At 71.8% G+C, this 22,852-nt stretch carries 21 protein-coding genes; 14 read left to right on the top strand and 7 right to left on the bottom strand.

All coding sequences use genetic code 11. The features are described from left to right. Positions 1-59: 59 nt before the first annotated feature. Entirely contained in the window at positions 60-593 is a 534-nt protein-coding gene (locus tag C4V41_RS19175) for an RNA polymerase sigma factor (protein WP_103957221.1), read from the top strand. Continuing rightward, complete coding sequence (locus C4V41_RS19170; RefSeq protein ID WP_103957220.1) at positions 593-1,546, top strand: CU044_5270 family protein; 954 nt, start codon at positions 593-595, stop codon at positions 1,544-1,546. Before C4V41_RS19175 ends, C4V41_RS19170 begins: the two co-directional genes overlap by 1 nt. On the opposite strand, the gene C4V41_RS19165 is transcribed toward C4V41_RS19170, so the two are convergent. Continuing rightward, on the bottom strand, positions 1,536-2,237 hold the full coding sequence (locus C4V41_RS19165) for a DUF4097 family beta strand repeat-containing protein (RefSeq protein WP_160150327.1): 702 nt from the start codon (positions 2,235-2,237) through the stop codon (positions 1,536-1,538). The two genes, C4V41_RS19170 and C4V41_RS19165, sit on opposite strands and share 11 nt — an antisense overlap. 94 nt (positions 2,238-2,331) lie before the next feature. On the opposite strand from C4V41_RS19165, the gene C4V41_RS19160 reads away from it, so the two are divergent. The 10 genes from C4V41_RS19160 (at position 2,332) to C4V41_RS19120 (ending at position 12,133) form a co-directional block, all read left to right on the top strand. After that, positions 2,332-3,921: an SMI1/KNR4 family protein gene (locus C4V41_RS19160; RefSeq protein WP_103957218.1), complete on the top strand. Its 1,590-nt coding sequence runs from the start codon at positions 2,332-2,334 to the stop codon at positions 3,919-3,921. 60 nt (positions 3,922-3,981) lie between these two features. After that, on the top strand, positions 3,982-4,824 hold the full coding sequence (locus C4V41_RS19155; RefSeq protein ID WP_235030226.1) for an alpha/beta fold hydrolase: 843 nt from the start codon (positions 3,982-3,984) through the stop codon (positions 4,822-4,824). Between the two features lie 178 nt (positions 4,825-5,002). After that, positions 5,003-5,152 carry a putative ATP-grasp target RiPP gene (locus tag C4V41_RS19150; protein ID WP_103957217.1) on the top strand — a complete coding sequence of 50 codons (150 nt, stop codon included), beginning with the start codon at positions 5,003-5,005 and terminating at the stop codon, positions 5,150-5,152. 77 nt (positions 5,153-5,229) lie between these two features. Next, positions 5,230-6,228: an ATP-dependent carboxylate-amine ligase gene (locus C4V41_RS19145; protein WP_146103707.1), complete on the top strand. Its 999-nt coding sequence runs from the start codon at positions 5,230-5,232 to the stop codon at positions 6,226-6,228. Beyond that, positions 6,218-7,180: a TIGR04500 family putative peptide maturation system protein gene (locus C4V41_RS19140; protein WP_103957215.1), complete on the top strand. Its 963-nt coding sequence runs from the start codon at positions 6,218-6,220 to the stop codon at positions 7,178-7,180. The genes C4V41_RS19145 and C4V41_RS19140 overlap by 11 nt, the downstream gene beginning before the upstream one ends. After that, positions 7,177-7,404 (top strand): hypothetical protein, encoded by a 228-nt coding sequence (locus tag C4V41_RS60755; protein ID WP_146103706.1) that lies wholly within the window; start codon positions 7,177-7,179, stop codon positions 7,402-7,404. The genes C4V41_RS19140 and C4V41_RS60755 overlap by 4 nt, the downstream gene beginning before the upstream one ends. Beyond that, a complete protein-coding gene (locus C4V41_RS19135; protein WP_235030225.1) occupies positions 7,404-9,596 on the top strand; it encodes a peptidase domain-containing ABC transporter in 2,193 nt (730 codons plus the stop codon). The genes C4V41_RS60755 and C4V41_RS19135 overlap by 1 nt, the downstream gene beginning before the upstream one ends. Next, on the top strand, positions 9,593-10,384 hold the full coding sequence (locus C4V41_RS19130) for an ATP-binding cassette domain-containing protein (RefSeq protein WP_200824068.1): 792 nt from the start codon (positions 9,593-9,595) through the stop codon (positions 10,382-10,384). The genes C4V41_RS19135 and C4V41_RS19130 overlap by 4 nt, the downstream gene beginning before the upstream one ends. A gap of 37 nt (positions 10,385-10,421) precedes the next feature. Continuing rightward, complete coding sequence (locus C4V41_RS19125; RefSeq protein WP_160150326.1) at positions 10,422-10,961, top strand: RNA polymerase sigma factor; 540 nt, start codon at positions 10,422-10,424, stop codon at positions 10,959-10,961. Further along, positions 10,958-12,133, top strand: coding sequence for a CU044_5270 family protein (locus tag C4V41_RS19120; RefSeq protein ID WP_103957212.1), 1,176 nt, complete (start codon positions 10,958-10,960; stop codon positions 12,131-12,133). Before C4V41_RS19125 ends, C4V41_RS19120 begins: the two co-directional genes overlap by 4 nt. Here the strand turns inward: C4V41_RS19120 and C4V41_RS19115 are convergent. Together C4V41_RS19115 and C4V41_RS19110 are read right to left on the bottom strand one after the other, a co-directional pair. Then, positions 12,124-14,268 carry a polysaccharide lyase 8 family protein gene (locus C4V41_RS19115; RefSeq protein ID WP_103957211.1) on the bottom strand — a complete coding sequence of 715 codons (2,145 nt, stop codon included), beginning with the start codon at positions 14,266-14,268 and terminating at the stop codon, positions 12,124-12,126. The genes C4V41_RS19120 and C4V41_RS19115 overlap by 10 nt on opposite strands. 10 nt (positions 14,269-14,278) lie before the next feature. After that, positions 14,279-15,259 carry an Lrp/AsnC family transcriptional regulator gene (locus tag C4V41_RS19110; protein WP_200824067.1) on the bottom strand — a complete coding sequence of 327 codons (981 nt, stop codon included), beginning with the start codon at positions 15,257-15,259 and terminating at the stop codon, positions 14,279-14,281. An 85-nt stretch (positions 15,260-15,344) separates the two neighbouring features. Here C4V41_RS19110 and C4V41_RS19105 point away from each other — a divergent pair, with 85 nt between their 5' ends. Then, positions 15,345-16,712 carry an MFS transporter gene (locus tag C4V41_RS19105; protein WP_103957209.1) on the top strand — a complete coding sequence of 456 codons (1,368 nt, stop codon included), beginning with the start codon at positions 15,345-15,347 and terminating at the stop codon, positions 16,710-16,712. On the opposite strand, the gene C4V41_RS19100 is transcribed toward C4V41_RS19105, so the two are convergent. From C4V41_RS19100 to C4V41_RS19090, 3 genes are all read right to left on the bottom strand, one after another. Next, a complete protein-coding gene (locus tag C4V41_RS19100; protein ID WP_103957208.1) occupies positions 16,696-18,171 on the bottom strand; it encodes a WGR domain-containing protein in 1,476 nt (491 codons plus the stop codon). The two genes, C4V41_RS19105 and C4V41_RS19100, sit on opposite strands and share 17 nt — an antisense overlap. A 73-nt stretch (positions 18,172-18,244) precedes the next feature. Then, positions 18,245-19,585, bottom strand: a complete 1,341-nt coding sequence (locus C4V41_RS19095; RefSeq protein WP_103957207.1) for a right-handed parallel beta-helix repeat-containing protein — start codon at positions 19,583-19,585, stop codon at positions 18,245-18,247. A gap of 118 nt (positions 19,586-19,703) precedes the next feature. Further along, the gene (locus C4V41_RS19090; RefSeq protein WP_103957206.1) at positions 19,704-20,171 is read right to left on the bottom strand and encodes an ATP-binding protein; all 468 of its coding nucleotides are present in this window, start codon (positions 20,169-20,171) and stop codon (positions 19,704-19,706) included. Positions 20,172-20,368: 197 nt separating this feature from the next. Here C4V41_RS19090 and C4V41_RS61880 point away from each other — a divergent pair, with 197 nt between their 5' ends. Then, entirely contained in the window at positions 20,369-20,509 is a 141-nt protein-coding gene (locus C4V41_RS61880) for a hypothetical protein (RefSeq protein ID WP_160150325.1), read from the top strand. A gap of 6 nt (positions 20,510-20,515) precedes the next feature. Here the strand turns inward: C4V41_RS61880 and C4V41_RS19085 are convergent, their stop codons facing one another. Continuing rightward, positions 20,516-22,822 carry a xanthine dehydrogenase family protein molybdopterin-binding subunit gene (locus C4V41_RS19085; RefSeq protein WP_103957205.1) on the bottom strand — a complete coding sequence of 769 codons (2,307 nt, stop codon included), beginning with the start codon at positions 22,820-22,822 and terminating at the stop codon, positions 20,516-20,518. Positions 22,823-22,852 lie beyond the last annotated feature (30 nt).

Below are 22,852 nucleotides of genomic sequence, written 5' to 3'. Positions count from 1 at the left end.
GGTCTCCCGCCAACGGGTAATCACTGCTGTCCACATACCCCGGCAAGAGAGACCCTTGCATGATCATGTCCCTGGACGGAGCGGTCGCCGACCCCGAGCGATTCGCCACCGTCTTCGACGCGCACTACGAGGAGATACGCCGCTACGTCGGCCGCCGCCTCGACCTGGACATCGCCGAAGACCTCGCCGCCGAGACCTTTCTCATCGCGTTCCGGCGGCGCGGCAGCTTCGACGCCACCAAAGGCGGCGTAAGACCCTGGCTGTACGGCATCGCCACCAACCTCATCGGCAAGCACCGGCGCGCCGAGGTCCGGCGTTACCGGGCACTGGCCAGATCCGGCCCGCCCGCCCCCGACGACCCCCACGACCAGCGGGTCGTAGATCGCGTCGCCGCCGGGGTGGGCGTGCGAAAGCTCTCGGCCGCGCTGGCCGGCCTGTCGCGCGGGGAGCGCGATGTGGTGCTGCTCGTCGCGTACGGCGAGCTGACCTACGACGAGGTGGCCGCGGCGCTCGGCGTCGCCTACGGCACCGTCGCCTCCCGGCTGAGCCGGGCCAGGACCAAACTGCGTGACGCGCTGGGAGTTGAGGTGTGATGAAGGAGTTCCAGCTCATCGACGACGTGATGCCGGACGTACCGCCGGCCGACGAGACCAGGACGATGGCGGTCCGCGCGCGGGTGCTGGCCGGGCCACGACGCCTGCCCGCCTTTTCCCGGGCGATACTCGCGGCCGCGGCCGTCAGTCTGGTGCTGGTCGGCGGCTATGTGGCGGTGCCCATGCTCGGCGGGTCGGAGATCAACACGGCCGCGACGCCGGAGCCGGCGGCGGTGCTCGACGCGGCGGCGGACCGGCTGGCCGCTCAGCCCCCGGGCGCCGGCGAGTGGTGGCGGCGGGAGATGGAGCAGGTGTCGCGGATCAGAACCAAGGCCGATCCCACGTTCGTCGCCGAGTGGCGGGTCAAGGACGTGCTGTGGGTGAACAGGCTGGGGCGGCGGCAGACCGATCGAGGCGAGGTCTCCGCCAAGCCGTTCACGCCCGCCGACGAGCGGGCGTGGAAGGAGGCCGGTTCGCCCGAACTCTGCCCGGCCGGTGACAAGTGTCAGCTCGGCAGGGTCTACTTCAGTTCCCTGGGACTGTCGCTCGACCCCGTGCCGGAACTGCCCACCGAGGCCGGGGCGCTCAAGGCCGAGTTGCTGCGGCAGCTCACCACGAAAGAGCCGGGCGACGAGAACGGATGGCTCTGGGCGGCCGGCAAGTGGCTGCTCCTCGACACCGAGAGCACGCCGGGCACGAGGGCGGCGGTGTACCGGATGCTCGCCGGCCTGCCGGGTGTCCAGGTGGCCGACGGTGTCACCGACCTCGACGGCCGGGCCGGGGTCGCGCTGACGTACGACGACCGTGGCCTTCGTCATCGGATCCTCATCGACCGGGACGGCGGCGAGTTGCTCGCCGTACAGGACGAGTCGGTTGCCGAGGGCAAGATGTTCGAGTCGTACCTGGTCAAGCGGCTGGGCTGGACCGACGAGGCGCCCCGGCCTAAGGCTTGAGGACCTCGAGGTTGCCCGAGTCGGTGGTCAGCTCGATCTTGCGGGTGGCCTTGGCGTCGGTGGCCGCCTCGACGTTCTTGTCGCCCGAGTCGGTTTTGGCGACCACGTTGTACGGCCCCTCCGGCACGCGTACCGAGATGTCGCCGGAGTCCGTGGTGGACCTGACCTTGTCGGGCGTCCCGGTGAAGACGAGTTCGACGGAGCCGGAGTCGTTCTTCACTGTGACGCTCTTACCTGCCAGCCCGGCGGCCTCGATCTCGCCCGAGTCGGACTGGGCCTCCAGGTCGCCGGACAGGTTGCGCAGCGTCAGCGTCCCGGAGTCGGAGGTGGCGTTGACGCGCAGCCCCTTGGGCACCTCGACCTCGTAGCTCACGTCGCAGGTCGTGCCGGCGGCGCCGAGCCCCCACGTGTTCGGGCACCTGAAGGTCAGGGCCAGCGTGTCGCCCTGCACCTGGTGGCTGGTCTCCGGCTTGTTCTTGCGCCACATCAGCCGCTCGGTCACGCGGATCCCCTGCCGCTCCGACTCGACCACCTCGATGTTTCCGGAGTCGGTCTCCACTCGCAGGGCCGCCACCTTGTCGTTGACGTCGTACGCCTTGGTCTCCTCGTCCGTGGGGCCGAAACCGCATCCGGTCAGCACCGCCGCGAGCCCCAGCAGACCAGCGATCCCGACCACGCTCTTCATCCTCATAACGCAAGATTCTGCGGCATCCCGGGGGCGCGAGCGTCGGGGACGACCCTGAGAACGTCCCTGACGCGTCCCCGGGATCCGTACGCTAGATCTCATGATCACCGAGCTGCTCCAGGCCCTGGCCGGGAAGATCGCGGCGGCCGGGCCTCAGGGCTGGCGGCGGGCCGAGTTACGGGGTTACGCGGACGGCGACGGCGGGTCCGGGCATAGCGGGTTCGTCTACGAGCCGGGCGACGTCGACGGCGAGGCCGACCCGCACGAGGAGTTGTGCGCCATCGCCGACCTGGCGGGTGGTCAGCTCACCGTGGAGCTGGTCGTCGAGGCCAGGGGGCGGTTCGAGGCGGTGATCAGCGGGGCGCTGGAACGTGACGGCGCGGGCGGGTTCCTGTACGTGCTCGACCGCAACGCGCGGCCCGCGGAGCCGGGGACACTCCAGCCGGGCCCGGTGAACGCCACGCCCGCCGGTGACCCGGTCGAGGCGATCGCCTTGCTGGGGGCGTACTTACGGGGGCGTGACCGGGTCCTGGGCAGGGACACCTACGCGCCGCCGCCCGCGCTGTCGACGGACTACCGCGACCGGATCGAAGCCCGGCTGCCCGCGTCACTGCCCGCCGACCTGCGCGCCCTCTACTCCCACATCGACGGCGACGGCGGCATCGGTCTGCTGGCCGGATATCCCTGGTTCGGCCTGGAGACGCTGGAGCACCATAGCCGCAAGGAGAACCGCTGGTGGGCCGGCGGGCACCACGACTGGCGCGTCCAGCCGCTCATCACCAGCACAGGCCCGCCGCAGGCGGTGCGCAGGGTGTCGGACCATCCGTGCTGGCTTCCGTTCGCCACCGGCGCCTCCGGCGACTTCCTCGCCGTGGATTTGGCGCCGGGTCCCGGCGGGCGGCCCGGGCAGGTCATCCGCATCGGCACGCGGTACGACGACGGCGCCGTCTATGTCGCCGACTCGGTGACCGCCCTGCTGCGGCGGCACGTGACCGCGCTGCGGGCCGGAGCCCACCGGACCGAGGACGGCGAGGTGTGGATCGAGGTCGAGGAGCCTTATGAGGAGTCCCGCTCGCTGACGGTCACCGGGGCGAACGCGGCCACCATGCGCGGCCTGCACTCGGGGATCGAGCGCCTGAAGGTGATCGACGCCCCGTGGGCCGACTTCGGGCCCGTACGCGGGGCGCAGACGTTGTGGCAGGTCACGGTCGAAAACTGTCCCGGCGCCGACCTGACCCCGCTGCGCGACACCCCGGTGGAGCGGCTCGACCTGACCATGGACGCCGTCGACCTGGCGCCGCTGGCGGGCCACGGCACGCTCCGCACCGTGACGCTCCGCACCGACCGGCCGGTGGACCTGACGCCGCTGCTGTCGTGCCCTCGCCTGTACGCGCTGGACCTCGCCGACGCGACCGCCATCACGGACCTCGGGCCGCTGGAGGGCCTGAAGGGCCTGCTCTACCTGCGGTTGCGCCGCGCGCAGTGGGAGCAGATCACGTGCCCGCCGGGGCTGGCGGCCGCCGTGCTGGCCGCCGAACCGCCCCGGGAGAAGCGCTGGTGGTGGTCGGCCGCCAACACCTACCACCCGCCCGAGCCGTCGTTGCGGGCGGCGGTCGGCTGGGCGGGCCGGCTGGCGGGGCCGGCCGCGGACGTACGGGTGATCAAGGGCCGGTTCCCGCGTTCCACGTGAAACTTGGCGAAGCGGGGGCCACCGATGAGTTTCCTGGTCAGCGGCGGTCCAACCTCCGACATGGACAACCGTTGGAAGGAAGACCTCGCCATGGCGACCACCCACGTTCTCGAACTGGCCGATGTGCGACTGCGTTACGAGGTACGCGGCTCCGGGCCGCTGCTGGTCATCATGGGTGCGCCGATGGCCGCCGGGGACTTCGCGCCGCTGGCCGACGCGCTGGCGAGTGATCACACGGTGGTCACGCACGACCCGCGCGGCATCTCGGGCAGCGTGCTGGCGGATCCCGCTCAGGACTCCACCCCTGAGCTGCGCGCCGACGACGTGGCGGCCATCCTGGACGCGATGGGGGCCGACTCCGCCGACCTGTTCGGCAGCAGCGGCGGCGCGGTGACGGGGCTCGCCCTGGCCGCGCGGCATCCCCGGCGGATCCGTACGCTCGTCGCCCACGAGCCGCCCACGCTGGGCCTGCTGCCCGACGCCGCCGAGCGACTCGCCGAGGTGGACGCCATGATCGCGACCTTCCACCGGGACGGGCTGGGGGCGGCGTTCGCGCAGTTCATGGGGAGCGCGGGGTTCGAGCAGGGTGACGAGGGCGCGCCCGTCGGGCCTCCTGCCGAGGTTCCCGAGCAGGTGCAGGCCGACGGCGCCCGCTTCTTCGCCCACGAACTGCGCGGCACCACCCACTACCTGCCCGACGCCGCCGCGGTGAAGGCAGGTCCCGGCCGGATCGTCGTGGGGATCGGGGTCGAGTCGGGCCACCTGACCACGTCCCGGACCTCGGTGGCGGTGGCCGATCTGCTCGGCGCGGCGCTGGTGGAGTTCCCTGGCGACCACGGGGGTTTCATCGGACACCCGGAGGAGTTCGCGGCGATCCTCCGAAAGGTCCTGGCGAACGCCTGACACCCCCAAGAGGCTCCCCGGCCGAAGCCCAGCGGGAGAACGCCCGCCCGCCACCCGCTCGCTCCTAAGCAGCGGGCCATCGGCAGTGGTTCCCAAGTGACTTCCAAGCCGTCGTTCCTAGATTTCTCCACGCAAGCGGAACAAGGGCCGTCCAACGGGCGGCCGGAGGGGAACGACGATGTCGAAGATCACGATTGACGACCTGCCTTTCGCGGGTGCGGAGTTGACCGACGCCGAGCTCGGCGACGTGGCGGGCAGCCGCAAGAAGGAGTGGCAGGCCAGCGCCTGGACGCTCGATGACGTGCCCTACGAGTGGTGGCTGATCTAAGTGGTGACCGGCGTGGCGGGCCGACCGGCCCGCCACGCCTTTTCGTGTGAAAGGGGACCGGGGCAGTGATCATGATCATGAGCGAGCGCGGGGACGGCGCCGCCGAGCGGGTGCTGGCCGCGCTGCGGCGGCGCGGCGCCCACCTGGTGGGCTCCGGCGATCCCGTGGGCCCCGTCCCCGTGCTGTGGTGGGACAACGGGGACTTTCCCGGCAGCAGCCGGATCACCGCGTCGTTCCGCGAGAACGAGCGGCGGCTGCTGCTCGACACGGGCACGCGAAGCATCGACCTGTCGAAGATCACCGCGGTGTGGCGCAGCCGGCCCAGCGGCCCCAGGGCGGACGCCGTGGGTGACGCCGGTCAGCGGGCGCACGCCGAGCTGCAGGCCGAGGTCATGCTCGACGGCGTGTGGAGCCTGCTGGACGCCCGCTGGCTGCCCGGCCGCCGCGCCGACGAGCTGCGCGCGCACAACAAGGTCTTCCACCTGGCCAAGGCCATCGAGCTGGGTTTCGACGTGCCCGACACGACGTACACGAACGATCCCGCCGAGCTCGTCCCGGCCTACGAGAGATCCGGCGGGCGGCTGGTGGCCAAGCAGATCGCGGCCGAGCGGTTCCAGGTGGACGGGGCGCCGCATCGGGCGTACACGACCGTGGTCACCCGGCGCCACCTCACCTCCCGGCACCGGCTCCGGCACGAGCCCGTCATCCTGCAGCCGTACGTGGACAAGGCCGTCGAACTGCGGGTGATCGTGGTCGGCGAGCGGGTGTTCGCGGCCGAGATCGACGCCTCCGACTCGCCCGCCGCGCGCGAGGACTGGCGGCACTACGACAACGACCGCGTCCGGTACGGGCCGCACGAGCTGCCCGCCGGCGTGGCCCGGCGCTGCGCCCGGCTGGTCGCCGAGACCGGCCTCACCTACGCCGCTCTGGACCTCATCGTCACGCCCGGCGGCGAGTACGTGTTCCTGGAGCTGAACTCCAACGGCGCGTGGGGTTTCGTCGAACTCTGGGCCGGGCTGCCCGTCAGCGACGCGATCGCGGGCTGGCTGATGGACGGAGGAACCCATGACGTCTGATTTCGCCAACGCCCTGGAGTCGGGGGCGGACCTGCTGCGCGCGTTACCGCGCCGCCGCTCCGGTGTCCCAGAGGCCCGGCAGGCCGCCGGACAGTGGGCCGGACGGCACCCCGCCGTACGGGCCCAGCTCGTCGTCGACCAGCGCCCCGGCACCCAGATCGTGGACTACGACCTGGTGCTCGACCACCCGGACGGCGGCACGGTGGCGCTGACCGCGCCGCCGGAGGACGGGGTGCCCTGGCTGGTCGACCACTCGACGCACTGGGCGGCCGGGCACCTGGTCAGCGTGGACGACGTGCACGTGTCGGTGCCGCAGGCGCTGACCATGCTGCGGTCGTTGTCGCGCCGGGACGCCTCGCCGTACCAGGAGATCGTCGATCAGTGCCTGCTGGCCGCGGCCGTGGACGAGGACCGGCCGGTGAGCCCGGCGGACCTGCAGGCCACGGCCGACGAGTTCCGGCGGGGACGAGGGCTGCGCGACCGGGCCTCGACGCTGGCCTGGATGGCGGCGGCGGGCATGGACGGGGAGCGGTTCGAGGCGTACATCGCGGGGATCGCGCGGCGGCGGCGGTTCCGGCTGGACAAGGAGGCGGAGCTGGCGGCCGGATATCTGGCCGCGCACCTGGCGGACTTCGCGCGGGTGAAGGCCATGTGGGCGACGGGGCCGGAGAAGGTGGACCTGGCCGGTGACGTGTCGGCGTACGGGGAGGCCGTGGTGACGGTCGCGACGCGGTGGGACCGCGAGCTGCCCGAGCCACTGCGCGGCGCGCCGGCCGGGCAGGCGGTGGGCCCCGAGGAACTGCCCGGCGGCGAGTTCCTGACCGGCGTCGTCCTGGACAGGAGCCCGGCCGGAGAGGACCCGGAGACGCTGGCCGCCGCCGGGCGGGCCGCGTTCGCCGGCTGGCTGGGCGAGCGCCGCGCCACGGCCCGGGTCGAATGGCACTGGTCATGACGCATCCCCATGACCGCACCCAGCCGGTCGCACGCCCGGCTTCTGGAACGCCCCGCAGGATCTTCCGGGAGGAGGCGCTGCGCAGCCGGGCCAGGGCCCGGAGCGGGGTCAGGATGCCGCTGGTGATCAGCGGGCCCTCGTTCCTCGTGCTCTGGATCGCGGTCGCGATCGTCCTCACGGCCGGGGTCGCGGTGACCGCGCTGGCGCTGGGCACGGTCCGCTGATGCGCCTTCACAAGCTGATGCGCCTTCCCACGCTGATGCGGCGCCTTCCCGTCCTGCCGCGGCGCCTTCCCGTGCTGCTACAGAACACCGAGACCGAGTGCGGCGCCGCCTGCCTGGCGATGGTGCTGTGCCACCACGGCCAGAAGACCACCCTGCACGAGGTCGCCGAGCGGCTCCAGGTCGGCAGGGACGGGCTGAGCGCCAAGGCCATCGTGGACGGCGCCCGCGAGCACGAGCTGAAGGCGCGCGCCTTCTCCCTCGCGCCCGAGGACCTGGCGCGGGTGCCGCTGCCCGCCGTCGCGCACTGGGAGTTCAACCACTTCCTGGTGGTCGAGCGCTGGTCGCCCGACCGGGTGGACGTCGTGGACCCGGCGCAGGGCCGGCGCAGGCTGTCGGCCGAGGAGTTCGGGGCCGGGTTCACCGGCGTGCTCATGGTGTTCGAGCCCGGCGAGGGGTTCCAGCGCGGCTCGTCGTCGATGGCGAGCGCGTGGCGGCGGGAGTTCGTGCGCACGCTGTTCAGGCGGCGCAGGGGGCTGCTGGCGCAGATCGTGGCCGCCTCGTTGCTGCTGCAACTGCTCGGGCTGGCGCTGCCGCTCTTCTCCGAGCTGCTGATCGACACGATCGTGCCGTCGGGCGGGACCGAGGTGCTGTCGGTGCTCGGCGGCGCGGTGCTGCTGGCGGGGGCGGCCCAGTTCGTGATCGGCTACCTGCGGGCGGCGCTGCTGGTCGCGGTGCGGGCGCGGGCCGACCAGGAGCTCACCGAGGGCGTGGTCGGGCATCTGATGGCGCTGCCGTACCGGTATTTCACCCGGCGTGGCAAGGGCGACCTGGTGACGCGCGCGGCGAGCGTGTCCACGCTGGGCGACATCCTGACCGGGCAGGTCGTCGCGGCGCTGCTGGACGGGCCGCTGGCCGTGGGCTATCTCGTGCTGGTCTATCTCTGGGACCCCGTCTTCGGGCTGGCGCTGACCGGGCTCGGCGTGCTCCAGACCGTTCTGCTGCTGGTCAGCACGTCGCGGATCGCGCTGCTGACCCGGGAGGAGCTGGCCGCGCTGTCGGCCTCGCAGAGCAGCCTCATCCAGACGATCAGCGGCATCGAGACGCTGAAGGCGTCGGGGGCCGAGCGGCGGGCCGTCGCGCAGTGGTCGGCGCACTTCGCCAAGCAGCTCAACGCCGACGTGCGGGCCGGGCTCACCCGGGGCCTGCTGGAGTCCGCGCTGGCGGCGATCCGGGTGATGGCCCCGCTCGGGCTGCTCTGGCTGGGCGCCTGGCGGGTGCTGGACGGGCAGCTCACGCTCGGCACACTGATCGCGCTGAACGCCATCGCGCTCGGCGCGCTGACCCCGCTGGGCTCGCTGATGACCGGGCTGCAGAGCCTGCAGGAGGCGGGCGCGCACTTCGACCGCCTGTCGGACATCCTGGCCTCCGAACCGGAGCCGAGCGAGGGTATCGAGGTGCTGCGCCTGCGCGGCTCGGTCGAGCTGCGCGACGTGAGCTTCCGCCACGACCCCCGGGGCCCGTGGACGGTGCGGAACGTCTCGGTCACCATCCGCCCCGGCCAGAAGGTGGCGCTGGTGGGCGCGTCCGGCTCGGGCAAGAGCACGCTCGCCCGGCTGCTGCTCGCGCTGCACACCCCGGTCTCGGGCGAGATCCGGTACGACGGCGTCCCGGCCGCCGAGCTCAACCTGCGCAGCCTGCGCCGCCAGTTCGGCGTGGTCACCCAGGACCCTTCGCTGTTCAACGGCTCGATCAGGGAGAACATCGCCCTGAACGACCCCGGCGCGGCCCTGGACCGGGTCGTCTCCGCGGCCCACCTGGCGGCGCTGCACGACGAGATCGCCGCGATGCCGATGGGGTACGAGACCGTGCTGACCGACGGCAGCGGCCTGTCGGGCGGCCAGCGGCAGCGCCTCGCCCTGGCCCGCGCCGTCCTGTCGCGGCCGAAGGTCCTGCTGCTGGACGAGGCCACGAGCAACCTCGACAGCGCCACCGAGGCGACCATCGAGGCGAACCTCGGCCGGCTCGTACAGACGAGGATCGTGATCGCCCACCGCCTCAGCACGGTCAGGGACGCCGACCTGATCCTGGTGGTCGACGGCGGGCGGATCGTGCAGCGCGGCACCCACGAGGAGCTGATGACCATGGGAGGCGCGTACGGACGGCTGGTCGCCGCCCAGGCGGTGCTGACATGACCCTCGTCCAGGAGAACACTGAGGGCATGACGGAAGTGCTGCGCACAGAGTCCCTGGCCAAACGGTTCGGCGCGGTGACCGCGCTGCGGGACGTCAGCCTGACCCTGCGGCGCGGCGAGGTGCTCGGGCTCATCGGCGACAACGGCGCGGGCAAGTCGACGCTGGTCAAGCTGCTGTGCGGGTTTCACCAGCCGGACTCGGGCCGCATCCTGCTGGACGGCGAGGAGGTGACGCTCAAGTCGGTGAGGCAGGCCCGCTCGCTCGGCATCGACATCGTCTACCAGGACCTGGCGCTGATCAACGAGCTCAGCGTCTTCCACAACATGTTCCTGGGCCGCGAGCACATCGGGTTCGCCAGGCTGCTGAGCAACCGGCGCATGCGCAAACTGGCCACCGAGCACCTGGACTCCATGGGCGTACGCATCCCGTCGGTGGACGTCGAGGTGGCCAAGCTCTCCGGCGGGCAGCGGCAGGCCATCGCCGTGGCCCGCTCGGTCTACACGCGTTCGCGGATCCTGCTGCTCGACGAGCCGCTGGCCGCGATGGGCGCCAAGGAGGGCGCGCTGATCCTCGACCTGGTCAGCGATCTGAAGGCGCGCGGCGAGGTGTCCATCGTGATCATCGCCCACAATCACGCCCAGATCCTGGAGGTGTGCGACCGGGTCAACCTGCTGCAGCACGGCACGATCACCTTCGACAAGGCCACCGCGGACACCTCGCTCCAGGAGCTCACCGATCTGGTGGTGGAGGAGTATCGAAGGGCGCGAATAAGGGGTGAATCTCAGTGACGCGGTAATCCGCGTGCGTTCGGAGGGACTACTGGGTGTGGACGATCCCGAAGAACGATTCACCGACCTCTACGACCGGCACTATCGCAGCGTGCTCGGGTACGCCCTGCTGCGGGCCGAGCGCGACGTGGCCGAGGACGTTTCCAGCGAGACGTTCCTCGTGGCGTGGCGGCGGCTCGGCGACCTGCCGGAGTCGCCGCTGCCCTGGCTGCTCGGGGTGGCCCGCAACCTGCTGGCCAAACAGCGCGACTCGCGCCACCGCCGGCAGGCCCTGGTCGATCGCATAGCCGCGCTCACCACCTCGCGCGACCAGGAGTCGTGGGACGTGGCCGAGCACGTCATCGACAGGGAGAGCGCGATGGCCGCACTGTCGGCCCTGCCCGAGCAGGACGTGGAGGCCATGGTGTTCGCCACCTGGTACGGCCTGCCGCCCGAGCAGGCGGCCGCGGTCATGGGCTGTTCGGTCCGCACGTACAACGTCCGGCTCCACCGCGCGCGTAAGCGCCTGACCCAGGCGCTCCGCCTGGGCGGTGCCGTCCCGCGCCCCGTTCGCACCCCTTGGAGGAACCCCTCATGAACGACCGCGTGTTCGCCCGGCTCAAGCCCTCGGAGCTGGACGAGCTGGCCGAGGACGGCTACCGGCGGCGCCGGGCGGGCGACCTGGCCCGCGCCTTCGCCGAACCTCGCACCGTGGTGCGGCGTTCCCGGCGGCCGTACCTTCTGATGGCCGGCACGCTCGCCGCCGGGCTCGCCGCCGCGGCCGCGGTGGTCGTCGTCTCCGGCGACCCGGCGCCACGCCAGAGCCCGCTCGTGGCCGTCGAGACGCCGTCGAAGACGGCGAAGCCGGTGGTGAACGCCCGTATGTTCCTGCTGGCCGCCGCCACGACGGCCAAGCGCGAACCGGCCGCCTCCGGCCGCTACTGGTACGTCAACGAGCGCACCCTGCAGAAGATCCACAACGTGCCCGGCGAGTACATGGCCGGCATCAAGGCCGCCGACGACGAGTTCAGGAAGAAGGAGAAGGAGGTCAGGAACGACCCCAAGGCACTCGCCGACCTGAAGAAGGAGTTCGGGGACAAGCTCACGAAGCTGAAGATGGCCGAGTTGCCGTACACGGCGTTCGCGGCCGACACCCGCGAGATCTGGCGGCCGATGAAGGCGGGTGAGACCGGCCGCACCGTGGGCAACCAGGACGTCGAGGTCTCCTTCGGCTCCCCGCGGGACGAGGCCGCATGGACGGCCGCCGGATCGCCCGAGCTGGTGGAGAAGGGGGCCAGGACCTACGACGACGACACCGAGCGGGTGCTGTCGATCGACAACCCCAGCCTGAACCTGCGCAACATCAAAGACCTGCCCACCGGCAAGAAGGAGCTCCAGCGCCGCCTGGACGCGCTCTGGGAGCAGAGCCCGAACACCGCGAAGGTCACCAGCAAGAACGGCTACCTCTGGCAGACCGGCGTGGACCTGATGACCGCTCCGCTCAAGCCGGGCACCCGCTCCGCCCTGTTCCAGGTGCTGGCCGACCAGCCGGGCATCACGTCGCAGGGCCAGGTCACGGACGCGCTGGGGCGTACGGGGGTCGCCCTCTCCGCGAACACGGCCCACACGCTGACCCTCCGGCTGGTCATCGACCCGGAGACGGCCGAGCTGCTGGAGTATGACGTGCTGGAGAAGGGCAAGCCCCTGCTCCGGGTGGCCCTGGCGGACATGGGCTTCACGGACGAGCTGGGCAGGCGTCCTCAGGGCTGAAAGCGCAGCCGCACGGTGATCGAAGCCCCCTCCTGACCGGCGAGCCGCCCGAACCTGAGCGTGCCGCCGGTCAGGACGGCGTCGCCACGCAGCACCTCGGCCATGGGCCGATCCCAGGTCACGGCCAGCTCGTCCAGGTCGCACCGGGGATCGGCCACGGTGAGCGTGGCGGTGCCGTCCGGGTGCTCGCGGGCCAGGACCGCGCAGGGCGCGGAGGCGGTCAGGCCGGCGGCGGTCCCCGCGTTCCAGAAGCAGGCCGCTGTGAGGCCCAGCGAAGGGACCTGGACGGCCTGCAGGCGGGCGGTGTTGACCGCCACGCTCACAGAGGCGGCTCTCGTGGCGGCCTGGCTCGCGCCGGGCAGCAGGACGTAGGCGTAGCCGGCCGCCTGGGGATCGACGCCGTGGTCCAGCCAGAGCGTCACGTAGTCACGGGCCACCCCGCCGCCTTCGCGGCGCTCGCGCAGAGTCCGCAACTTCTGGCCGCCGGGCACGACGTAGCCGCCGTGGCCTTCTATGTGTGCCCAGCCCGCCCCCGTCGTGAGCGCGGCGCCGGTCCTGCGGTTGTCCACGATCGTCTCGACGGCCGTGCCGTCCCGGCTCGTGATCCCGGCCCCCAGGCAGACGATCGCGTCGTCGAGGAAGAACCACGACTTGAACGCCTCCATCGTGCTCTCCAGCCCGCTGAGGTGCTGGCCCGCCACCGCGTACGTGCCGTCGGTCGCCCCGCCCACCCAGCGCCACGGCGTCCGCGTGTCACCCCACGCCGCGCCCGCCCCGTCGGGCAGGCGCCGGGTGGAGACGGTCGTGCCCGGCAGCCGGTAGGGGTCCACGGTCGGCCAGAAGGAGTCCGAGTATTGGTCGCCGTGGCCCTCGGCCCACCAGTAGAGCATCCCCGAGCCGGTGTGCCAGCCGCGCGGGTTCTCGCCGTTGCCGTGCTCGTAGTGGCCGATCCGGTGCGAGGCCATGCTGAGCGCCGCGCACCAGCCCGGCCTGCGGTGCACGGCCCTCGCGCTCATCGGCAGCAGCCGGTGCCCGACCGGCTCCGGCGCGGCGGGTATGGCGTCGTCGTCCAGGATCGCGGCCAGGCGGGCGCGGAACGGCGGCTCGGCGTGCTCCAGCATCGGCCGGTACGCGCTCCGCACCGCCCACCCCTTCACCATGGCCTGCCACCGGGCCCGCCGGTCGGCCGGGGCGCTCTCCCCCAGCAGCAGGACCGCCGCCGCGATCTCCGCGCCGCGCTCGTGGTCGCCGAACGGCCTCCTGCCGACGCCCCGGCCGCGTACCAGGTCCATGCAGGCGCCGTCGCGGACGAAGGGCGCGAACGACCGCTCGACCAGGTCGAAGACACCCTGGTCGGTGAGCTCCCACGGCGAGCCGCGCAGCACGGCGTACAGGGTCGCCAGCCCCGACAGCAGCGTCACCCCGTAGGCCCCCTGGTAGGGGACATAGGTGTGCTGGATGAACGAGCCGTCCCGGTAGAACCCGTCGCCCTCGGAGACCAGGGGGAACACCGGCGACAGCGCCGAGACGGCCAGCTCCGCGCGGCCGTGGTCGTCCGCGAGCATGGCCCGCAGCAGCGTCACCACGCACAGGTCCACCCGGTTGGCCCCGGTGCTGGTGCCGCTGTAGCTCGCCAGCCGATTCGCGGGCACGAAGTGATCCACCGCCGCCGGCAGTGCCGGGTTCTCCAGCCCGGTCAGCACCGCCGCGTCGAGCAGCGCCTTCGGCACGCCGATCTCCCAGTGCCACCAGTTGCCCACGGGGAAGGCGCCGGCGGTGTAGACGCGCCGGAGGTAGTGCTCCGCACCCTCGGCGACGGCCTCGGCCAGACTCGCGTCGCCGGTCAGCGCGTGGGCCCGCGCCATGGTGCGTAGCCGCCGGGGCGTGGCCACGTACGAGGGGAACGGCTCGTCGGGCCAGAGGGAGGAGCGGCCGGGCGCCATCGTGTCGCGGTAGCGGCCGGCCGCCCTGGTCAGCGCCTGGTCCGGGGCGTCCCCCGTGATCACCTCCCGCCAGCGGCGGCGCAGCAGGACGAAGGTGTCGTCGGGGGTGTGCGCCGCCCGCGTGGGCGTGAGCGCGCCCAGTGTCCCGGCCGCCGCCACGCCGCCGAGCCGGAGAAACGATCGCCGGTGCACGCCTCGATTATCACGCGGGGAGTACGGCCCCCGCCCGCTTGACCGTCCTGATGATCGGCGCGGTCTCGATGTGCCGGATCGCGGGCAGCGCGCCGAGGCTGTCGGTCAGGTAGCGGTAGAGCGCCGCGTCGTCGCGGCACACGATGCTGGCCATCAGGTTGGTCGGCCCCGTCGTCGCGCCCGCGAACGCCACCTCAGGATGCGCGGTCAGCGCCTGCCCGGTCGCGTCGAGGTCGGCCGGTGACACCGACATCCACAACTGGGCCTCCGTCTGGTAGTCCAGCAGCGTGGGCAGCACGTCCATGTCGAAGAAGAGCGCGCCCGCCGTACAGAGCTGCTCCATGCGGCGCTTGACGGTCGACTCCGACCAGCCCGTCACCGCCGCCAGGTCGGCGTAGCCGGTCCGGCCGTCCATGGAGAGCGTGTCCAGCAGCGCCTGGTCGCCGGGGCCGAGCGAGATCCGCTCGCCCGTGCCGTAGCGCTGGTAGACCCGGCCGGCCGCCATGTGCTCCACCTGCTCGGGCGTGAGCGCGGCCAGCCCCGACCAGCCGATCCGCCCGCCCACGAACAGGTGCAGGGTCCGGTGCGCCGACACCGAGAGCACGCGGTTGGTCCTGGCCAGCTTGTTCAGCAGCAGCGACTCGCGCTCGTCGGCCGTGCGCTGGAGGGTGCCGCAGGAGATCTCGGTGGCGCCGGACAGCAAATGCACCCAGAACGTGTCGGGCCGCCGCCCCAGCGCCTCGGCGATCGGCACGGCCGCGTCGGGGGTGCAGCGCAGCCGGATCGACCACGACTCGAAGCCCAGGCGCCGTCCGTCCACGACGCCGACCACGCGCAACATGCCGGTGCCGCGCAGCCGCCGGTAGCGCCGCGCCACCCGCTGGTCGGACACCCCGAGCACCTCGCCGATCCGGCTGAACGAGGCCCGCCCGTCCACCTGCAGCGCGTGCAGCAACCCTCGGTCGACGTCGTCCAGCTCAATGATTTCCACCACCCCAGGCTAACGCGCACGGAAAACCACCAGAACTCTTGCTCTGGCTGGCGAATAACCCCAGCCAGACCCGAACGTGGTCCTCATGATTCCCACCCAAGCACCCGAGCGCACGTCCTGGTCACCGCTGGTGGCCGCCTGTCTGGGCGCCTTCATGCTCCTCGTCGACGTGACCATCGTCATGGTCGCCCTGCCCGACATCACCACCGATCTCCACATGTCCTTCACCGGCGCGCAGTGGCTGCTGGACGGCTACGCGCTGGCGCTGGCCGCCCTGCTCCTGGCCGCCGGGTCCGTCGCCGACCACGTCGGCCGGCGCCGGGTCTATCTGGGGGCGCTGGGGGTGTTCGCGCTGGCCTCGCTCGCCTGCGGGCTCGCGCCCTCCAGCAGTCTGCTGCTGGGCGCCCGCGTGCTGCAGGGCGCGGCCGCCGCGGCCATGATGGCCACCACCCTGGCCCTCATCAGCGCCACCTATCACGGCCGGCGGCGCGGCATCGCGTTCGGCGTGTGGGGCGGCGTCAACGGGGCCGCCGCGGCCGTCGCGCCCGTGCTCGGCGGGCTGCTCACCGAGCACCTGCACTGGCGGGCCATCTTCCTGGTGAACCTGCCCATCAGCCTGATCGCCGCCTGGCTCACCGTGCGCGGCGTCGAGGAGTCGAAGCGGCCCGGCGGGGCCAGGATCGACTGGGCCGGCATGGTCACGTTCACGGTGGCGGCGGGCGCGCTCACGTACGGGCTGATCGAGGCCGGCCAGAGCGGCTGGGCGGCGGCACTGGTGCCGCTGGTCACGGCGGCGGTGGCGTTCGTGGCCTTCGTGGTCGCCGAGACGCGTGGCGAGCACCCCATGCTGGATCTGAAGCTGTTCGCCGGGCGGTCGTTCAGCGGGATCATGGCCGGGGCGGGGCTGCTCATGCCGGCCGCGTTCGCCTGCCTGGCCTTCACCTCGATCTGGCTGCAGCAGGACCTGCGGCTCGGCCCCGTGATGGCGGGCCTGGCGCTGTCGCCGATGGCCGTCACCTCGCTGGTGACCTCCGTCGCGTCCGCCCGCCTGTTCCCCGGGCTGTCGCCGCGCGTCGCGCTCGGTGGCGGGCTGCTGCTGATCGGCGCGGGCGCGTTCCTGCAGGGCCTGCTCGACGAGCACTCCACGTGGACGGCGCTGGCGCCCGGCCTGGTCATCACCGGGATCGGCGTCGGACTGGCCGTCCCGTCGCTCAGCTCCGCCGCCATGACGTACGCGCCGCCGCAGCGCGCGGGCATGGCGGCGGGCACGGTCAACACGGTCAGGCAGCTCGGGTACGCGCTCGGCATCGCCCTGCTCGGCATCCTGTACCAGAGCGGCGCCCCCGCCCACCTCGCCCTGAACGACGTCTACCACGCCAGCGCGATCACCGGTGTGGCGGCGGGCCTCCTGGTCCTGGCCACCGTCGGCCGTCCTGTCAGAGCAGGCGCTTGATCTCCCCGTACGCGCGGTAGAACCCGCCGCGCCCGGCCGAGCGCAGGCCGTCCACCAGGTAGCGGGCGCCCGCCTCGCGAATGTCCTTGGGGAACTGCACGTTCCACGTCTCGTAGCCGGGGCTGACCACGCGCACCCGCAGCCGCTCGCCCTCCTTGACGCACTCCACGACGACGCCGTTCCCCACGTCGCTCGTCGTCTCCAGCACCACCGACGGCTCCACGACCCGCAGCGACGCCGCGGCCTTCACGTCGAGCGGCTGGGGCACGTTCCCGGCCCGGGCCGCGGCGATGGCCGCCTCGCCGGCGTCGATGCAGGCCAGCGCGCCGTTGGTGGTGACGATGTAGAGGCGGTCGTTGAGGAACTGCATCGAGAAGGCCGATCCGCAGCCGGTGCTCAGCTTCCACAGCCGCGCGCCCGAGGCGTCGAAGCAGTAGACCGAGCCGCGGTCGTCACCGGCGAAGACGTGGCGGCCGCCGGGCGAGGTGGCGCAGGAGTAGACGGCGCCGTCGCAATGGTAGACGGCCTCGGTCCGGCCGTCCCGCTTGGCCAGGCGGTGCACGCTGCCGCGGGCGCCGCGCGCCGTGCCCGCGTAGACGGAGTGCTCCTCCTGCCAGCCGAACAGCACCTGCTCGTGAAGGTCGTGCTGCCAGAGCAGCGCGCCGTCCAGCAGGTCGTGGGCGGCGACGCCGCGTGAGTGCCCGTGGTAGACGGCGTCCTGGTCGCACCGGACCATCCAGGCGGAGTCGCCGGTGCCGGAGCGGGACCACTGGGCCTCGTCCTCGTAGTCGATCGCGGTGACCCGCCCGGCCCGGTCGGAGACGCCGAGCACGCCGTCGTGGATGTCCAGCCAGTAGATGTCCACGTCGGCGGCGATCTCGTACGCGGACCTCGGGACCTTGCCGCTGAGGTCGTACACGCGGCCGTCGTCGCATCCGGCGTAGATCCAGAAGTCGTCGGCCACGATGCACTTGACGCCGTCGGGCAGCCGGAAGCGGCCGTTCACGGTGCCGCCGTGGCTGACGGTGTAGACGTCGCCGTCCTGGTTGCCGACCCAGCAGCGCTCCTCGTCCACGAAGATGCCGAAGGCCGCCGACCCGCTGTTGAAGCGCCACAACACGGGCGCGAGCTGCTCGGGCGGCTGCCGCGGCACAGAACGGGACGTGGTGGAGGTGCTGGACGGGCTGGGGGTGCTCGGCCTGCTGGGGATCGACCGGCGGGTGACGGTCCGGCGCGCGCGCCCGCCGCGTACGGCCGGGGTGTACCCCTTGCGCGTCTTCTCCCCGACCTTCTTGTCGGCCGCCTCCTGGGCCTTGGCCGCGGTCGGGAAGGAGGAGACCTTAGTCTGGCCGGCCTCGCCAATGCGCCCGTAGGTGATCGTGACCTGCGTGCCCGCCACGGTCACCTCGTAGAACTTGTGCGATCCGCCGCCGTCCTCAGACAGCTCCAGGTAGGTCATGTCCGCGCTTCTCCAGAATTGCCGGGCTTGATCGTTGCTGGGGAGCGTAGAGGACGGCGGCGACAGAACCGGGCTATTGGTCGAATTCGTAGGCTCCCGCGTCGACCGCGCCGTCACTGCCGTCGATCGCGCGGCCGGTCACGTCGCTGTCGCTGAACCTGGTCACACCGAGGTTGATGGCCGGGCTGCCGGCGCGCACCCTCAGCGGGTACGCCGTGTCGGTCAGGTCGAACAGCGGGTCGGCCTCGATGTTGTTCGTGCCGCCCATCTGGTGCTGCTCGGCGTTAAAGAAGACGTTGTGGTGGCTGTCGGTGACCCCGGGGCCGTAGGCCGTCTTGAAGGTGACATCGATGATGTTCTGGGACATCGACAGGTGGGCGTTGGTGCAGCCCGCGTCGCAGACGACGCCCTGGGAGCCGTCCTGGGTCAGGCGCACGCTGTTGTTGCGGAATACGGTGCGGAGCACGGGGCCGTTCGGGTCCGGGTCCTCGCCCGGCTCCTGGACGCCCCTGGTCACCAGGGCCGCGCCGGTCGCCGGACCGGTGATGACGTTGTACTCGAAGACGTTGTCCGAGGTCCCGTCCGGGTCGGCGGGCTGGCCGTTCGGCTTCGTCTCCTTGCTGGTGCCTAATTCGGTGAAGGTCTCGTTGTCCACCGCGATGTTGTGGTGGATCAGGTTGCGGGAGCCGAGGAAGATCTCCACGGCGGCGCCGTCCATGCCGTAGTCGTGACTCTGGGCGACCGAGCCGCGGATCTCGTTCCAGCCGATGTTCGAGTCGTCGCCCTGGACGAGGAGCGCGAACGCGCCCGAGTCGTCGTTGTCGGGCTCCTCGGTGTTCTTGCTCATGAAGTTGTTGTCGACGAAATCGTTGGCCGTCACCGCGGTGTACCGCGCCTCGGGCTCGATGTAGACGCCGGCCGCCGCGCCGGTGATGTAGTTGCGCTCGATGACGTTGTTGTCGCCCGTCACCTTGATGCCGGCCCACGTGCAGCGCTTGCCGTCCACGGCCAGGCCGACCTGGATGTTCATGACCTCGATGTGCTCGCCTTCGAGGCTCACACAGGCTTCGCCGTCCCCGGTGATCACCGGCCTGGCGGTGCCGGGGCCGTAGGCGTCGACGCGGATCGGGGCCGCGTCGGTGCCCGCATCGGTGATCGCGAGCTGCTGGCCCACCCACTGGGAGCCGCGGCGCAGGAACACCTTGGAACCGGCGGTCAGTTCGGTCGCGGACACCTTCGTGAGGGTCTTCCAGGCGGTGGCCTCGTTGGTGCCCGCCGCCGAGTCGTTGCCGTTGACGGAGTCGACGTAGATGGTCTTGATCTCCGCCGCCGAAGCGGTGCCCGTCGCGAGCGGGGTGGCCGCGAGCGCGAGCACCGCGGCCAATGTGCCGGTCCGCACGTTCCAGCCTGACATTCAGCCTCCTGAACGGCCGGGGCTCCGTCGTGCCGACGAAGATCATCCCCGGCTTGCGGTCGTCACCTTAACCCCATTTCGGTAGAAATTCCTGACTTTCATTGGTTGTCCGAATCTGTTACCTTCCGGCCCGGATCGGCACCACGTTGTTGTGCGCGCCCTGGCGCGGCAGCGCGAACCAGGTGGCCTTTCCGACCAGGTCAGGATGGGTGACGTAGCGCTGGGGATGGCACCCGTAGAAGCCGTCGGAGAGCCTGGCGATGATGCGCAGCCCACGCCCGTGCTCGGCCGCCAGGTCGTAGGGCGCGGTCTCGGGCAGCAGGGAGCTGCCGTCCACCACCACGCACATGATCTCTTTGGCGTCCACGTGGAGCACGAGTTCGTACGGATCATCGCCGTACATGAGGGCATTTGTGATCAATTCGCTCACCATCAGAACGGCGTCGTCCACGAGTTCCGCGGAAAGGGAGAGAGCCGACAATTCTGTGCGTATGATCGTCCGTGCATGACCAACCGTCCGTGCGTCCTCCCGCAGCGGCCATACGAACTGGATCTTGCTCCGATGAGCTGATCGCAGCCTGGTCATGACGTCCCTTTCCGGCGCGGAGGGGCAACGGATGCGCGTTTCGCTTAACAAGAGAACCTGCCTCAGGGTTGACGTACACGTCTGTCGAAACTTGTACGTATGAAAACGCACCTTGGGTCGAATCTTCGGCGAGAAATCACGATTCTTTTTGCCGCGCCTTCGTAACGGCGCGCGTGAACCGGGGTACGGACACTCCCATGAGCAGTCCTGACCAGAACGCACCCAAGACCGAAACCACGCACGACGAACGACCCGCCGAACCGAAACCCGCCGGACGCCACGCGCTGGAGCGGGCCCTGTCGGAGGCGGGCAAGGATCTCGAAGACCTCACCCGGTAACAGACGTCAGCGGCCCCGGCGGCGCTCCAGCAGCGACCACAGCACCGCCGGCGTCAGCGGCACGTCGGTGAGCTCGTCCGCGATCTCCGGCAGCGCGGCGGCGACCGCGTTGACGATGGCGGCGGGCGGGCCGATCGTGCCGGCCTCCCCGGCGCCCTTCATGCCGCCCGGCGTCACCGGCGACGGCGTCTCCAGCAGCACGACGTGGATGTCCGGCACCTCGCGCGTGGTCGGCAGCATGTAGTCGACGATCGGCTGGCCGTCGTCGGTGTAGACGATCTCCTCGGTCAGCGCCTGGCCGAGGCCCTGCGCCACGCCGCCGCGAATCTGACCCTCCACGGAGGCCGGGTTGACCAGCACACCGGCGTCGTTGACCGCCCAGTAGCCCTCCACCTCGACGGCCCCGGTCTCCGGGTCGACGGCCACGGCCGCCGCGTGGGCGCCGTAGCCGAAGGTGTAGCCGGGCGGGTCGTAGCTGACCCGCTCCTCAAGCCCGGGCGTGACGCCTTCCGGCAGGTCCCAGCCGCGCCAGGCCGACGTGGCCAGCTCCCGCAGCGTGCGGGCCGCCTGCGGGTCGCCCTTCACGCGCACGGCGCCGTCGGCGATCTCCAGGTCGGCGGCGGCCGCCTCAAGCTGGTGCGCGGCAATGGCGATCAGCTTGTCGCGCAGCCGTTCGGCCGCCCGCGTGAGCGCCCCGCCGCCCACCGCCAGCGAACGGCTGGCGATCGACCCCATCGACGAGTACGGCGTCATCGCCGTGTCCCCCAGCACCACCCGCACCCGCTCGATGGGCACCCCCACCCGGTCGGCCGCGAGCTGGGCCAGCGCCGTCTCGATGCCCTGCCCGATCCCGGCCACCCCCGAGGACACCACCACGGACGCGTCCTGGTCCATGCGCAGGACCGCCGTCTCGTAGCCGCCGCCCTCCATCCCGATGGCCTTCATGTCCATCGACGGCCCCAGGCCGGTGCTCTCCACGTGGCAGGAGTAGCCCACGCCGCGCCTGCGCCCGTCGTCCTTGGTCACCGGCCGCACCATCTCCCGCACCGTGCGCAGGGCGCGCGGATAGTCGCCGGAGTCGTAGGTCTGGTAGACGCGGGTCGTGTACGGCAGCTCCTCAGGCCGCAGCATGTTGCGCAGGCGCAGCTCGATCCGGTCGATCCCGAGCCGGCGCGCCGCCTCGTCGATCAGCCGCTCCCTGGTCAGGGTGCCCTCTGGCTGGCCGAAACCGCGGTAGGAGCCGATCGGGGTGGTCGTGGTAACGACGCCGCGCACGCGTACCGCGAACCGATCGAACCGGTAGGGGCCCGGGAGCAGCGTGGCCGTGACCGCGTGGGTCGAGCCGCCCGTGTTCGACGGGTGCGCGCCGAGGTCGCCGAGCACGTCGGCGTACATCGCCACGAACCGCCCGTCCCCGTCGAGCGCCAGGCGCGCGCGGTGCACGGCCTGCCGGGCGGGCAGCGTGGCGAACAACCGGTCGCCCGGCGACTCCGACCAGCTCACCGGGCGTCCGGTACGCATCGCGGCCAGGCAGACGAGCGCCTCGTCCGGGTAGACGTGCTCCTTGGCGCCGAAGCCGCCGCCGGTGTCGCGGCTGATGACGCGTACCCGGTCGTGCGCGAGCCCGAACGCCTCCGCCAGGTGCTCGCGCACGTGGTGCGGCGCCTGGGAGGAGATGTACACGGTCAGCTCGTCGTCGGCGTAGTGAGCCACCACGCCGCGCGGCTCCATCGGGTACGGCGAGACCCGGCCCAGCCGGAACGTCATCTCGACGACGTGCTCGGCCCTCTCGATGGCGGCCAGGCAGTCGTCGTCGCCCATCACGTATTCGGTGATCAGGTTGGTGCCCAGCTCCGGGTAGAGCAGCGGCGCCCCCTCCGCCAGCGCCCGTTCGGCCCCGACCACGGCGGGCAGCTCGTCCAGCTCCAGGTCGAGCAGGTCGGCGGCGTCCCTGGCGGCCTCCGGCGTACGGGCGACGACCACGGCGAGCGGCTGTCCCGCGTACCTGATCGCCTCGTCCAGCACCCGGTAGGAGGTGAGCCGCTGGCCCGGCGACACGCTGACGCACGGCAGGCGGAGGCCGGCCGCGTCGCCCGGGGTGATGATGTCCAGCACGCCCTCGACCGTCCAGGCCGCCTTGGTGTCGCAGCCGGTGAACGCGCCGTGCGCGATCGGGCTGCGCACCACGTGCGCGTGAACCGTTCCCGGCAGCCGGACCGCGCCGACCCACCTGCCCTTTCCGGTCAGCAGCCTGGCATCTTCCCGTCGCGGCGTCCGCGCGCCGACATACCCGCCGACATATCCATCGCCCATGGCCTGATTGTGAGCGCCGTCCGCCCGGCG

Source organism: Nonomuraea solani, assembly GCF_900108335.1.
Taxonomy (GTDB): Bacteria; Actinomycetota; Actinomycetes; order Streptosporangiales; family Streptosporangiaceae; genus Nonomuraea; species Nonomuraea solani.
The sequence above is the reverse complement of the archived record's forward strand: the minus strand, read 5'-3'. Positions and strand labels throughout refer to the sequence as shown.

Excerpts from the sequence above, each read along its gene's own strand:
- C4V41_RS19175 (WP_103957221.1), top strand. The coding sequence starts at position 60 with ATGATCATGTCCCTGGACGGAGCGGTCGCCGACCCCGAGCGATTCGCC.
- C4V41_RS19170 (WP_103957220.1), top strand. The coding sequence starts at position 593 with ATGAAGGAGTTCCAGCTCATCGACGACGTGATGCCGGACGTACCGCCG.
- C4V41_RS19165 (WP_160150327.1), bottom strand. The coding sequence starts at position 2,237 with ATGAGGATGAAGAGCGTGGTCGGGATCGCTGGTCTGCTGGGGCTCGCG.
- C4V41_RS19160 (WP_103957218.1), top strand. The coding sequence starts at position 2,332 with ATGATCACCGAGCTGCTCCAGGCCCTGGCCGGGAAGATCGCGGCGGCC.
- C4V41_RS19155 (WP_235030226.1), top strand. The coding sequence starts at position 3,982 with ATGGACAACCGTTGGAAGGAAGACCTCGCCATGGCGACCACCCACGTT.
- C4V41_RS19150 (WP_103957217.1), top strand. The coding sequence starts at position 5,003 with ATGTCGAAGATCACGATTGACGACCTGCCTTTCGCGGGTGCGGAGTTG.
- C4V41_RS19145 (WP_146103707.1), top strand. The coding sequence starts at position 5,230 with ATGAGCGAGCGCGGGGACGGCGCCGCCGAGCGGGTGCTGGCCGCGCTG.
- C4V41_RS19140 (WP_103957215.1), top strand. The coding sequence starts at position 6,218 with ATGACGTCTGATTTCGCCAACGCCCTGGAGTCGGGGGCGGACCTGCTG.
- C4V41_RS60755 (WP_146103706.1), top strand. The coding sequence starts at position 7,177 with ATGACGCATCCCCATGACCGCACCCAGCCGGTCGCACGCCCGGCTTCT.
- C4V41_RS19135 (WP_235030225.1), top strand. The coding sequence starts at position 7,404 with ATGCGCCTTCACAAGCTGATGCGCCTTCCCACGCTGATGCGGCGCCTT.
- C4V41_RS19130 (WP_200824068.1), top strand. The coding sequence starts at position 9,593 with ATGACCCTCGTCCAGGAGAACACTGAGGGCATGACGGAAGTGCTGCGC.
- C4V41_RS19120 (WP_103957212.1), top strand. The coding sequence starts at position 10,958 with ATGAACGACCGCGTGTTCGCCCGGCTCAAGCCCTCGGAGCTGGACGAG.
- C4V41_RS19105 (WP_103957209.1), top strand. The coding sequence starts at position 15,345 with ATGATTCCCACCCAAGCACCCGAGCGCACGTCCTGGTCACCGCTGGTG.
- C4V41_RS19100 (WP_103957208.1), bottom strand. The coding sequence starts at position 18,171 with ATGACCTACCTGGAGCTGTCTGAGGACGGCGGCGGATCGCACAAGTTC.
- C4V41_RS19095 (WP_103957207.1), bottom strand. The coding sequence starts at position 19,585 with ATGTCAGGCTGGAACGTGCGGACCGGCACATTGGCCGCGGTGCTCGCG.
- C4V41_RS19090 (WP_103957206.1), bottom strand. The coding sequence starts at position 20,171 with ATGACCAGGCTGCGATCAGCTCATCGGAGCAAGATCCAGTTCGTATGG.
- C4V41_RS61880 (WP_160150325.1), top strand. The coding sequence starts at position 20,369 with ATGAGCAGTCCTGACCAGAACGCACCCAAGACCGAAACCACGCACGAC.
- C4V41_RS19085 (WP_103957205.1), bottom strand. The coding sequence starts at position 22,822 with ATGGGCGATGGATATGTCGGCGGGTATGTCGGCGCGCGGACGCCGCGA.